The organism is Paenibacillus sp. XY044 (assembly GCF_002257645.1).
Taxonomy (GTDB): Bacteria; Bacillota; Bacilli; order Paenibacillales; family Paenibacillaceae; genus Paenibacillus_AQ.
In genome coordinates, this window is record NZ_NQMO01000003.1 from 506,553 (window position 1) to 518,728 (window position 12,176).

Below are 12,176 nucleotides of genomic sequence, written 5' to 3' on the forward strand. Positions count from 1 at the left end.
CAGAGAAGGGGAAGCCGTTTTTTTGTTGTGGAAGCTGCCGGCACATGAATAATTTCCCTCCAATGGCAAACAATACGGGATAAAGGGAGGCTGATGCTTCATGTGTCAACGTTTTTCCATGGCCGCCGAGCTGCCGGAGGTTCAGGAGCATTTTCAAATCGACCGGGTGATGTACTACTATAAAAACCGCTACAACATTAGTCCGACGCAGCATATGCCGGTGGTGCTCCAGCAGGACGGGGCGCGAATCCTGGACGAATTCCGCTGGGGCTTTATCCCTTATTGGGGGAAAGACGCGATCAACGCGGATCTTCGGAATGTACACCAGAACCCCAGTTACCGGAAAATGGTGGACAAGCAGCGCTGCGTGATCCCCTGCAACGGGTTTTATTATTGGAAAAAGGAAGGCAAGAAGTCTTATCCCGTCCGTGTAGTGTTGAAAAACCGCGGCATGTTCGGGGTGGCCGGTTTGTATGAAATATGGCGGGATACGCGGGGGGAACCGCTGCGCACCTGCACCTTGGTCATGACGGATGCCAACCCGCTGATCGGTGAATTCGACAGCCGGATGCCGGCGATTCTGTCTCCCGGGGACATGGACCGCTGGCTCGATGAACATACGATGGAACTCGACGCGCTGAATCCGATTCTCCGTACGCATACGGCGGAAGAAATGCATCTATACGCGGTAACGCCGCTCATCGACAACGACGCGCACGACACGGAGGAATGCATCCAGGAAATGGACCTGGAGCGGGCCTGGGTGAAGCGTTAAATTGATCGTAGTCTATTATTGCTCATGAAAAATCCTTGCGGCTGAGCAGTGGAAGGAGATCCAACGCCTTTTCGTGCCGACTCAGCTCCAAGGATTTTTTGGATTTACCAGCGATTTCCGCCAAATTGACAACCCGGAATACATCTCCTATAATTTCGACTAGTATCTATATAGAATGAACTAAAGAAATGAATGTTATAGCCATATTTGGCCGTTATCATAGGATGTTCAATTCAAAAACTTTTTGTTCAATCTATCTAAGTCAATGAAAAAAGGTGGACCTACAATGTCTCCGCGTACCAAAGAACAAAATGAGGAAATCCGCAGGCAGCGGCAGCAGGAAATACTGCAGGCGGCTATGCGCGTGTATGTCGAGAAGGGTTATGCGGCTTCCGAAGTCAGCGATATTGCGGATCGTGCGGGGCTTGCCCATGGACTTGTATTTTATTATTTTAAAAATAAGAAGAACCTGTTCAGAGCGCTGTATGAAACGATGATGGAGGAATCCCGGCGGTATACGGATGCTTTTTTTGCACAGGATCTGCCGGTGCCCGAGCTGCTTGAATCCTACGCACGAATCGTTTGCGAACGTGTCATGGAGAATCCGGTCATGTCCCGTTTTTACATGCGGATCAGCCTGGACATCCATTTTCTCTATACGCCGGATGAAATTTCACCGTTTGATTGGGTGAAGAGCTTTATGCTGCCGATGACTCGGGCGATTGACAGGGGAATCGCAGATGGCGAGATCCGGAAGGGTGACGCACACTTAATGGCGATGCAGTTTTGGGGTTCGGTGAGCCAGGGGATGGCTTATTTGGACCAATCCAAACAAGAGATGGAAGCTCAAAGTCTGCCGGATGCGGAGATCACAACGAAGCTCACAGAGATGCTCGATCAAATTGTAGAATCAGCGGTCTCCTTGATCAAAGGGGGCTGATTTTTTTTGCATTTTATATTGACTTATAAATCAGTCAAAAATAAAATGAAGGCAAGGAGAGTGATATTTTGATGTTATTGGAAATGAAGAAGCAGGCATTCGATGCGTTACCGGACGCAGAACTTTTATTGGCTTGTGTCGAGCCGGCCGTCAGGGCGGTACAGGGAAGAGATGCTGCCGATAAGGCAAGCGTGATTCGGTCGCTCCGTCCTGATCAGCAGCAAGTTTTCATGATAAGACTGCTGTACCCTGCGTGCCAGTCGGAGCCGGACTTTCAAGGCTGGATCCGCTATTTACTCGATACTCCTGGATACTGGCAGGGAGTTCACGGCGGATTGCATTTTTTCGGCGAAACGGAAGTCATCCGGCTCCTGAGCGACGCCAAAGATGTAATGGAAAGAAGCGTTATTATTTCGGACACGAATACTGCGAACCCTCATCCTGAAATCTCTCCTTTATACGAACAATTCAGACTTGCCTTCGACGACACCATTCAGCGGATCAGCAGATATATTCGGAATCATCCGGATTCATTCATACGCCTCATTTAATTAAATGCCCGTTTGACCAAAAAATGGAATGGAGGAGGATGACAAGTGGCAACGATTTATAAAGAAATTTGGATAGAAGCAGCTCCGGAACTCGTTTGGGATGTCGTCCGTGACGTCGGAGCCGTGCATAAGCGGTTCGTGCCGGATTACACGGCTGAGACGCATTTTGACGGGGTGAACCGGCTGATTCATTTCAGCAACGGCAATATTGTAAAAGAGCTGATCGTTACCCGGAATGATGAACTGAGACGAATGGCTTATGCCGTCGTGGAAACGAAAATGCCGCTGCTGCACCATCATGCCTCGTTTCAGGTGTTCGAGAACAGCGGCAGTCGCTGCCGTCTCGTGTGGATCACCGATTTCTTGCCGGACCATCTGGCAGCGGAAATTCAGATCCGTGTCGATCGGGGTGCCGAAGTCATGAAGCGGACCATCGAATCCGAAGCGCAGAACAATTTGTAGCCAATCCGTCAGGTCCATTCGTGATTCATGCGGGTGGACCTGTCGTTTATGCAAATGATCCCGGCCGATCCGCATATTTAAAAAGGGGGCTGGGAAAGTTAACCGGTAACGGCCAAAGTACATATTCCTTGGTCCAGGCACATTTTTGCCATATATTCAACATGGAGGTAAGAAGCAGCGATGTCCAAGGATTTTATCGAAGCACTAAAGAGAAGACGGTCCATTTATACCATCAGTAAACAGAACGTGACCACCGATGAGCGAATTCAGGAAATCGTGGAGGACGCGGTAAAGCACGCACCTTCATCGTTCAATTCCCAAACCTCACGCGTGGTCGTTCTTCTCGGGTCACCCCATGACCGACTGTGGGATATTACGGAGGATATTCTGCGCGAGGTCGTCAACAACCCGGAGGCGTTCAAATCAACCGAGCAAAAGATCGGCTCGTTCCGCAGCGGATATGGTACCGTATTGTTTTTTGAAGATATGGACGTCGTCCGCAAATTCCAGGATCAATTTTCTGCCTACAGCGACAACTTCCCGATCTGGTCCAACCAGACCTCCGGGATGGTGCAGCTGATCGTATGGACGCAGCTTGAGCTAGAAGGCTTCGGCGCTTCGCTTCAGCATTACAACCCGCTGATCGATGAGCGCGTTCGCGGAGAATGGAACCTGCCTGAGTCCTGGAAGCTGATTGCCCAAATGCCTTTCGGCAAGCCGACGGCGCCGGCGGGAGATAAGGAGTTCCAGCCGATCGAGGAGCGCGTCAAAGTGATTCGCTAATCTATTGCGATATTTGCAGCAAATGCCACCCGGAGGTCCTTTATGAGGATGCCGGGTGTTTTTGTGTACCAGTGCATACCAATCGTGTCCGACTGGCGCGAAGACCTCTTTATGTTATAATATTTATTTTAGAAGACGACTTGCATGTAAAGGTCCTCAGCGAAGGAGGAATGAGAATGAAACGGTGGAAACAATGGACGGGCATGGGTCTCCTGTTCTGTTTATTGCTCTCTGCCTGCACATCAGAGAAGGAAGAGCCCGCGTCCGTGCCTGTCCCGAGTCCCGAGCCTGCTGAGCTGGGACAAACGCTGACCGTGGTGCCGACAGAATCAGCTAAGTCCGCTGCGGAAGATAAATCCCAATACCAAATACAGACCCGCTTGACGGACTTCCAGCTCCTCAGCGGAACGACTGGCATCGCGTGGGGGCTGACGCGAAATGAGCTGCGGATGTACCTGACGGAAGATAACGGAAAAACATGGGTCAACATCTCGCCGGCTTCCAATGTACAATTTCCCGACAATTTAAAATATGGAAGAGACCTTTATTTTAAGGACCGGATGAACGGCTGGTTGGTCCGGAGCGCATCCGGTACGTCAGAGACGATTGTTCTCCATACGACGGATGGTGGAAATTCCTGGAAGATAGCTTCCATCCCGGACAAAAATAAAGTGTCCTCGATCTTTTTCGATTCGAATACCGTCGGCTGGATTCTGTTAACGGCGGAATCGTCGACAGGCAAGCAGAATAAAACGCTGTATACAACCGAAGACGGCGGAGCCAAATGGAAGATGGTGATGCACAATTATATCAGCAGCAACCAGACGTCGACGCAGGGAGCGATTCCACCGCTCGGTTATGCGAGGGGAATGACCTTCACCAGTCCATCCAAAGGCTTTACGATGATACAGGAACTGGGGGTCCCTAAGCTGTACCATACACAGGATGGGGGCAGTGAGTGGAATGAAGGGCCGGCTTTTTTTAACCGGGACAAGCTGGCAGCCTGCAGCGGATTTATCCCGTCAAGCCCTGAATTTTTCGATACGTCCAATACAGAAGGCTGGATTCCGGTCGGCTGCCAGGTCGGAGATTCATCAAAATACAACGGATTTTTCACGACGGACCAAGGTCAGACGTGGACGTTCGTCCCTTTTAACCTCGGTTGGAATCATGGGGTAAACCAGTCGCTTCGCCCTTCATTTATTAATTCTACGCAAGGTTGGGCCCTGGTCGGAAATCTGCTGTATCACACCGAGGATCAAGGAAAGACGTGGACGCCCCTGCCGGCAAGCCGGGTGCTGACCAGTATAATGAATGAATATCCCGAAGTCGGGAAGCTTCAGTTTAGCTCCCAGCGCGTCGGCTGGATACTCGTTGAGAAGAATGACGAAATGCGATCGAGGCTCCTTCAGACGATCGACGGCGGAATTACCTGGAAAGTGCTCTGATCCCGTAAGTTTGGCATCAAGTTCTTCAAAACGACGCATATACTGTTAATGACCATGCTATGCGTGTCACTGTGAAGCTTGAAGCTGGTGGATGGAAGGGGGAAGAGCATGGGAGATACGTCTTTCTGGATGTTCGATTTCTTCGGAAAGGTCATGCCGATCTTTTTTGTCGTTGTTATCGGAATTATTCTACTGTCTGCCGGAAAAGGAATTCTGCAGTGGGGGCGCAACAACAAGCAGCCCGTGCTCACAGTGGATTCCCGGATTGTCAGCAAACGCAGTCAGGTCAGCCATCATCAACATCAAGATACCAATGACCATCTATCCAGCCATACGAAAACGACCTATTACCTTACTTTCGAAGTGGAGAGCGGGGACCGGATGGAGTTTGCGGTCAGCGGAGAGCAGTACGGTTTATGCGCCGAAGGCGATGCCGGACGCCTTACCTTCCAGGGAACGAGATACCTGGGATTTCAACGCTACATGCGCGTATCCGGCGAAGAAGGCACCCCGGGCTCTTACCGGAGCATGAACCATTAGGTTCCGGGAAAAGAATCAATGAACGGTAAGAATCCAAGCGCTGAGGCAGAACGATCTGCCGCAGGCGCTTTTTTTTCTGAGCTCCGTGCAGCATGGACGTTTCTTGATTCTCTGGTTGCGGTAAGGTTAAATAGAGACATCGAGAATAGATCTTAAGGAGGAATGGTCATGTCATTCGAAGGAAAAGTCGTCATCGTGACCGGGGCGGCGCAGGGAATCGGAGAAGGGGTCGCCCGGGCTTTTGCCCGGCACGGAGCACTTGTCGTCCTCGGCGATCATCACGAGGAAAAAGGCGCGGCAGCGGCGGCCGCCATCCGCCAGGACGGAGGACAAGCCGTGTTCTGCCCGTGCGACGTGCGAAGCGAAACAGATATCAAGCAGCTGATGCAGACGGCGCTGGACGAATACGGGCGGCTCGACGTGGTGATCAACAATGCCGGCGTATCGCGCTGGAAATCACCGTACGATCTGACGGTGGAGGAATGGGATGACGTACTGAACACCAATGTGCGCAGTTGCTTCCTGGCGACGAGGGAAGCGGCCCGGATCATGAAGGAGAAGGGGATTCATGGATCCGTTGTGAACATGGCTTCGACCCGTTCGTTGATGTCGGAGCCAAATTCCGAAGCGTATGCCGCCTCAAAGGGGGCGATCGTGGCTTTGACGCATGCGATGGCCGTGTCGCTTGGGCAGGATGGTATCCGTGTCAACTGCATCAGCCCGGGATGGATCGAAACGGGAGACTACTCCGTCCTGCGGGAGGAGGACCACAGTCAGCATCCGGCGGGACGAGTAGGTAAACCGGATGATATCGCCCGTGCATGTCTATATTTGGCAGATCCGGACAATTCATTCGTAACCGGGACCCACCTCGTTGTCGATGGGGGCATGACCCGCAAAATGATATATGAACCGTAACTTTTCGACTAATCAAAAGGTACTAATCCTTTCCAGATTTTCTCTTTAGCCATGTAAAAGGAATATATTACCTGCCCGATTTAGTTCCTTCTATGCAGTCCCGAAAGCCGCGACCGGAGGTGAGCCCAGCCTAATAAGGACTTGGGCTCATCTCTTTTTTTGGCATCAATGCTATAATTACTCCGTTCTACTAGAGACTAAAGGAATGGAGGGAAATTATGATTGTCAAAAGTTCTCGAATTCTGCTGACCGCGCTGATGTGCCTTTCCGCTTGGCTGCTGATGGGGTTCTCGACTCCGTCCGGACCGGTCAAAGCCACATGGGTATGGCAGACGGAGCTGATCGAGGATGGCGGGAAGGAGCTACTTAGCTTTGCCCAAAACCAAGGAATCAACTTGATTTACTTACAAATTAATCGAGACTTGCCGGCAAACCAATATGAAACTTTTATAAAAAATGCTCATGCGGATAACATTGCCGTGCACGCGCTGGGAGGAGACCCGGGTTGGGCACAGACCAAACACCGTGACCGGCTCGTAGGCCTGGTGGATTGGGTGAACGATTACAACAACGCTGAAGCGTCCGACGCCCGGTTCGATGGCATACACTTGGACATAGAACCTTATGTTCTTCCGGAATGGAACACCGACCCGGAGGGAGTCATCGGGACCTGGATCGGTAATATACAGGCCTTTCTAGATGCGGCGCACGCTTCCGGCTCCACGCTGGACCTCGGGATCGATCTCCCATTCTGGTTTGACGGGTACACCGTCCCAAACCAGGGCGACGAAAAGCTGACCGAATGGTTTATGAAGTCGTTCGATCATGTGACCATTCTGGCTTACCGCAATACGGTGGATTCGGAACACGGCATCGTAGAGCTGGCCCGGGACGAAATGGAATCGGCTCAGAAGCTGGGCACCAAAGCCCTTGTGGCCGTTAATACGAAGCAAATGCCTGGTGAGGAACATACGTCCTTCTATGGAAGCGGCAAAAGCGAAATGGATCAATCGCTGAAATCGTTGTCCGCCGCGCTGGAATCCTATACCTCATATGGAGGCATCGCGATTCACGACTTCCGCAACTGGGAGAACATGCCGGACGGCGAAGAACCGGGAGGTTCCAATCCGGAGCCCGCACCTGAACCGGATCCGGAACCCGAAAAACCTTCGGACGGCCAAGTGCCGGACCCCGACCCGGTTGACAGGGATAAGCAGGTACGCGGCACCTACGTGTGGGAAGCCAATCAGGTCATGGAACACGGCCAGGAAATTATCGAATTTGCCAAGGAGAAGAAGCTGAACTGGCTGTTTGTCCGCCTGGATCTTCAGCAGCCGGTCGATGCGTATCGTTCGTTTGTAAAGGAAGCCTCGGCGGCTGGCATCGAAGTTCACGCCATGGGGGGGCACCCCATCTGGGCACTGACGGAGAACCGGCCAAAGATGATGAAACTGGTGAATTATGTGAAGAAATATAACCAGGAAGTGGCAGGGGACGAGCGTTTCCACGGCATCCATCTGGATATCGAGCCGTACGTGCTGCCGGAATGGAGAAAGGATCCGGATCATGTCCTGGAGGAATGGACAGGAAACATGGCTGCTTTTGTCCAGGAGATGAAAAAGGATTCGAACCTGCAGGCTAGCATGGATTTAGCCGTATGGCTGGACAAATACAAGGTTCCAGGAACGGAAGAGTCCCTCAGCAAGTGGATGATCGATAAGATGGATTTTGTATCCCTGATGGCATTCCGCGATACCGCGGGTGGTTCCAACGGGATTGCAGCCGTCTCCAAGGAAGAGATTGCCTTTGCCAATGAGCTTGGCAAGCCGATTCTCATCTCTGTCGAAATGAAGGACAGCGGGGAAGGTAATCATATTACCTTCGCCGAGGAAGGATCTGCTTATATGGAGGAAGAGCTCGCCAAGCTGCCTGGGCTGCTGGCCGACTCGCCTTCCTACACTGGAAACGTTGTTCACGCTTACGATTACTGGAAAACCGCGAAGCCTTAAACCGATTTCCCTGGGCATTCACACAGATCTTCCGCCATGCATAACATGTGATGTAAACATTATCGGACGACAGAGGAGTGTTGACCTGTATGGCGGATCAAGAAAAGCATTATTTTGCAAGGGGAAATACGGCGGACGGTTTATATACGCTGTTTGATTCGGTGCTGAGCGGATTGGATACGGTCTTCGTACTGCAGGGCCGGGCTGGTACTGCGGTCGCGGCATTTCTTACGGAGCTTGCGGGAGCATGGAGTCAAAAGGGTTGGAGCCTTCACTTTATTCATCATCCGCTTAATCGAGACTGGCTGGAAGGCCTCATTCTGAAGGATATCGGCATCGGGGTTGTCGACGGAAACGCCTGGAGCGCCGATCCGGTCCTCGAAGGAACCGAAATCCGCATGATCGATCTGGAAGAAGCGATCTCCGCGGAACTGCTGAACGAGCACACCGGCGAAATTGAGGAAGCGGATCGGCAAACGAGCGCCCTCTACAATGAAGCCTACGATACGTTCCAAAAAACACTGCGGATTCATGATGAATGGGAGGCCTTCTATATCCAGAATCTGGACCGGGCCGTCATGGACCGGCTTGCCGAGGAGTGGGCGGAAGAACATCTTGTTCCGTTTCGCTCAAGACGCCCGCATGCCGTTCACCGTTTCCTTGGTGCGGCTACCTGGGAAGGAGCGGTCGATTACGTGCTGAACTTGACGGATGACCTGGAGAAGCGCGTCTTCGTCAAAGGCCGTCCGGGTTCCGGCAAATCGACGCTGTTTAAACGCCTTGCCCAAGCGGCAGAGGAGAGAGGGGTCGATACGGAAATCTATCATTGCGGCTTTGATCCGAACAGCCTGGACATGATTATTTTTCCGCAGCAGAGCCTGGCGATCTTTGACAGCACGGCCCCCCATGAGCATTTTCCGAGCCGCGAAGGCGACGAAATCCTGGATGTTTACGAACTGGCGATCACGGCTGGGACCGACGAACGGTTTGAGGATCAGATCGCCGAAATTCGCGGCCGCTACTCCCGCTCGATGAAGGAAGCGATCGCCCTGCTGGCCACAGTCCGGGAAGTTCAGGAGCCCGTCCTGCAAATTTATGACCGCGCGGTCGACCAGGAGTCCATCCGCCGTTTGGCCGGGGACATCCAGGCCGAAGTAGATGCCTTGACGAACTCGTCGGTCATTGGCGATTAGTCAACGGATACGCACATATACGCATCTTGTGAAAACCCCGGTTCCCAAATCATTGGGACCGGGGTTTTTGGTATACGGTGATCGCCACAGTACTTCGCTTGACATGCCTATGCCTGCGATAATTTCTATGGTCATAAAGAAAGCCGGGGTTCTCCTTCGAGAACTCCGGCTTTTCATGTCTGATGTGGCTATGGGCACGGTCATCGCACCAGGGAAAAGGTATCTTGCTAATGGTTGACCTTAATGGCCCACCGTTTTGTTATATTCCTCGATCTTGCTCGTAATTTCCTTGGCGGCATCATCCAATGCCTGCTTGGACGATTTCTTGTTGTTAAGCACTTCCTCGATCGCCGTTTCCGTTAACTGGCGCGCTTCGGGAAATACACCCATCACCGCACCTTGGGTAGCGAGGCTTGGCTCGGTTTGATGCAGCTGATCTACGGCGGTTTGGAACTGCGGATACTGCTTCAAGTTGTCTTTCACGTTCTGTTCGTCATAAGCTTTGGTCGTAATCGGGAAGTAGCCGGTATTAATGTGCCATTCGGCTTGAGACTCCGGCTCGGCCAGAAACTTGATGAACTCCCAGGCCGCTTTTTGTTCGGCTTCCGGCCGATTGTTCAGGACCCAGTTGCTGGCTCCGCCGACAATCACTCCGCCTTTCGCTGCGGCATCCGGCTTCGGCAGGAAGGCCGTTCCGACTTCGAACTTGTCCCCGGCAGCCTTGACGATGCTGCGCAGCGAAGCCGTGGAGTCGAGCGTCATGGCGATTTGGCCGGCGGCAAAAGCCTTGGACGTATCATCCGTCTTGCGACCGAGGTTCAAGAGCGACTTGTCGTCCACCATTTGCTTCCACCAATCGAGCGTCTTCACGGCCGCGTCGCTGTTTAGCTGCGAGGCGGTGGCCATGCTCGTTCTGCCGTTGCCGTTGTTCAGGAGCTCTGCGCCCTGATTAGCCAGCAGCTGCTCCATAAACCAGCCGTAGATCGCAAAGGAGCCGCCTGCTTGTCCCTGCTTGGTCAGCTTCTTCGCCGCATCCGCCACTTCGGCGTACGTGGCCGGCGGTTTCTCTGGATCCAGACCTGCTGCTTTGAACGCGTCCTTATTGTAGTACAAGATCGGGTTGGACGTGTTAAACGGCATGGAATACAGCTTGTCGTCAAATTTGTAATAGTTCAGAATGTTTGGTTCCAGGCTGGAAATGTCGTATTGATCCGCATCAATGAACTGCTGCACCGGCGTAATGGCCTTGGTGTCGATCATGAAGCGGCTGCCGATCTCGTATACCTGGATCAGGGAAGGGCCGCTGTCCGAGCCGAGCGAGGCTTTGAGCTTGTTAAGACTCTCATCGTATGTCCCCTGGTATTCCGCCTGAACGACGATATCTTTATGAGAAGCGTTAAATTCATCCACCAGCTGCTGCGCCGCTTTTCCTACATCCCCGCTCATCGAATGCCACCAGACCACTTTGACAGGGCTGCTGCCGCCGGAAGCGGATGCCTCGGCATTGGCCGTATCCTCCCCGGATGCTTGGCCGCCGCTGGATGTTCCGCACGCTGCCGTAATCAACATCATGCAGGACAGAAGCATCATGGCGAGTGATTTCTTGCCGAATGGTTTCATCTTCAACAATCTCTCCCTTTTTGAAATTCGTTAATGTATATCGGAAATTATAAGCCGGCCGAAACAACAACCAAGCTTATAACAACGATCCATATAAGTTGTTGATACGAATTTTTCACGTCGTTAACCTTTGAGCGCACCTGCCGTAATCCCCCGCACCAACGGCTTCAGACCGATGATCAGCAGGAGAAGGGAAGGCAGCAGAAGCATGACGATACCGGCCATGACGACGTTCCAGGCGGTGACTTCCTCAAACTGCAGCATACCGATGCCGATCTGGACGGTCCGCATGCTTTCCTTGTTTGTAATAAGCAGCGGCCACAAATAATTGCTCCAATTCGTCAGAAAGGAATAGACGGCAAGGGTCGCCAGGGCAGGCGCTGACAATGGCAGCACCAGCCGCGAAAAGATGCGGAGGTGGCCGCAGCCGTCGATTTTCGCCGCCTCGAACAGTTCTTTGGGCAGCTGTAAAAAGTACTGTCTGAGCAGAAACGTGCCGAACGCCGAAGCGATAAAAGGAACGATCAAGCCTTGATACGTATCGACCCAATGCCAGCTGCGGACGGTCAAATAGTTGGGAATCATCGTGACTTCCCACGGAATCATCATCGTCGACAGGAACAGGGAGAACAGCAGCGCCTTGCCGGGAAAGCGCAAAAACGCGAAGGCATACGCCGCCAGGCTGGACGTAACCAGCTGGCCAAGCATGATGGCCGCAGAGACGACGAAGCTGTTGCCTATAAACCGGGCCACCGGGATGGTCTGGAACACCTGAACGAAGTTGGCGAAATGCAGTCCCGAAGGCAGCAGCCTGGGCGGGTACGCCGCCGATTCAGCACTGCTCATAAAGGCCGAGGACAGCGTGTACAGCAGCGGGAACAAGATCGCCAAGGACGCCAGGATCAGGAGAAGATACAACAGCGGCTGCTGGATTCTG

General features: G+C 52.6%; 12 protein-coding genes. 10 read left to right on the forward strand and 2 right to left on the reverse strand.

What is annotated here, in order from left to right:
- The first annotated feature begins 100 nt into the window (after positions 1–100).
- The 10 genes from CJP46_RS15985 (at position 101) to CJP46_RS16030 (ending at position 9,619) form a co-directional block, all read left to right on the forward strand.
- The gene (locus CJP46_RS15985) at positions 101–775 is read left to right on the forward strand and encodes an SOS response-associated peptidase (RefSeq protein WP_094596586.1); all 675 of its coding nucleotides are present in this window, start codon (positions 101–103) and stop codon (positions 773–775) included.
- Between the two features lie 286 nt (positions 776–1,061).
- Positions 1,062–1,715: a TetR/AcrR family transcriptional regulator gene (locus CJP46_RS15990; RefSeq protein ID WP_094596587.1), complete on the forward strand. Its 654-nt coding sequence runs from the start codon at positions 1,062–1,064 to the stop codon at positions 1,713–1,715.
- 68 nt (positions 1,716–1,783) lie between these two features.
- Entirely contained in the window at positions 1,784–2,266 is a 483-nt protein-coding gene (locus CJP46_RS15995) for a hypothetical protein (RefSeq protein ID WP_143812982.1), read from the forward strand.
- A gap of 45 nt (positions 2,267–2,311) precedes the next feature.
- The gene (locus CJP46_RS16000) at positions 2,312–2,728 is read left to right on the forward strand and encodes an SRPBCC family protein (protein WP_094596589.1); all 417 of its coding nucleotides are present in this window, start codon (positions 2,312–2,314) and stop codon (positions 2,726–2,728) included.
- Positions 2,729–2,908: 180 nt separating this feature from the next.
- Positions 2,909–3,511, forward strand: a complete 603-nt coding sequence (locus tag CJP46_RS16005) for a nitroreductase family protein (RefSeq protein ID WP_094596590.1) — start codon at positions 2,909–2,911, stop codon at positions 3,509–3,511.
- A 176-nt stretch (positions 3,512–3,687) separates the two neighbouring features.
- Positions 3,688–4,959: a WD40/YVTN/BNR-like repeat-containing protein gene (locus tag CJP46_RS16010; RefSeq protein ID WP_179281182.1), complete on the forward strand. Its 1,272-nt coding sequence runs from the start codon at positions 3,688–3,690 to the stop codon at positions 4,957–4,959.
- Positions 4,960–5,067: 108 nt separating this feature from the next.
- Positions 5,068–5,499, forward strand: coding sequence for a DUF2500 domain-containing protein (locus CJP46_RS16015; protein WP_094596592.1), 432 nt, complete (start codon positions 5,068–5,070; stop codon positions 5,497–5,499).
- Between the two features lie 168 nt (positions 5,500–5,667).
- The gene (locus CJP46_RS16020; protein ID WP_094596593.1) at positions 5,668–6,417 is read left to right on the forward strand and encodes an SDR family NAD(P)-dependent oxidoreductase; all 750 of its coding nucleotides are present in this window, start codon (positions 5,668–5,670) and stop codon (positions 6,415–6,417) included.
- A gap of 218 nt (positions 6,418–6,635) precedes the next feature.
- On the forward strand, positions 6,636–8,426 hold the full coding sequence (locus tag CJP46_RS16025; protein ID WP_094596594.1) for a glycoside hydrolase family 18 protein: 1,791 nt from the start codon (positions 6,636–6,638) through the stop codon (positions 8,424–8,426).
- Positions 8,427–8,515: 89 nt separating this feature from the next.
- The gene (locus CJP46_RS16030) at positions 8,516–9,619 is read left to right on the forward strand and encodes a hypothetical protein (RefSeq protein ID WP_094596595.1); all 1,104 of its coding nucleotides are present in this window, start codon (positions 8,516–8,518) and stop codon (positions 9,617–9,619) included.
- A gap of 240 nt (positions 9,620–9,859) precedes the next feature.
- Here CJP46_RS16030 and CJP46_RS16035 read toward each other — a convergent pair whose 3' ends face one another.
- Together CJP46_RS16035 and CJP46_RS16040 are read right to left on the reverse strand one after the other, a co-directional pair.
- A complete protein-coding gene (locus CJP46_RS16035; RefSeq protein ID WP_094596596.1) occupies positions 9,860–11,239 on the reverse strand; it encodes an ABC transporter substrate-binding protein in 1,380 nt (459 codons plus the stop codon).
- 123 nt (positions 11,240–11,362) lie between these two features.
- Positions 11,363–12,172, reverse strand: a complete 810-nt coding sequence (locus tag CJP46_RS16040; protein ID WP_373558011.1) for a carbohydrate ABC transporter permease — start codon at positions 12,170–12,172, stop codon at positions 11,363–11,365.
- Positions 12,173–12,176: the final 4 nt, after the last annotated feature.

Excerpts from the sequence above, each read along its gene's own strand:
- CJP46_RS15985 (WP_094596586.1), top strand. The coding sequence starts at position 101 with ATGTGTCAACGTTTTTCCATGGCCGCCGAGCTGCCGGAGGTTCAGGAG.
- CJP46_RS15990 (WP_094596587.1), top strand. The coding sequence starts at position 1,062 with ATGTCTCCGCGTACCAAAGAACAAAATGAGGAAATCCGCAGGCAGCGG.
- CJP46_RS16005 (WP_094596590.1), top strand. The coding sequence starts at position 2,909 with ATGTCCAAGGATTTTATCGAAGCACTAAAGAGAAGACGGTCCATTTAT.
- CJP46_RS16010 (WP_179281182.1), top strand. The coding sequence starts at position 3,688 with ATGAAACGGTGGAAACAATGGACGGGCATGGGTCTCCTGTTCTGTTTA.
- CJP46_RS16015 (WP_094596592.1), top strand. The coding sequence starts at position 5,068 with ATGGGAGATACGTCTTTCTGGATGTTCGATTTCTTCGGAAAGGTCATG.
- CJP46_RS16020 (WP_094596593.1), top strand. The coding sequence starts at position 5,668 with ATGTCATTCGAAGGAAAAGTCGTCATCGTGACCGGGGCGGCGCAGGGA.
- CJP46_RS16025 (WP_094596594.1), top strand. The coding sequence starts at position 6,636 with ATGATTGTCAAAAGTTCTCGAATTCTGCTGACCGCGCTGATGTGCCTT.
- CJP46_RS16030 (WP_094596595.1), top strand. The coding sequence starts at position 8,516 with ATGGCGGATCAAGAAAAGCATTATTTTGCAAGGGGAAATACGGCGGAC.
- CJP46_RS16035 (WP_094596596.1), bottom strand. The coding sequence starts at position 11,239 with ATGAAACCATTCGGCAAGAAATCACTCGCCATGATGCTTCTGTCCTGC.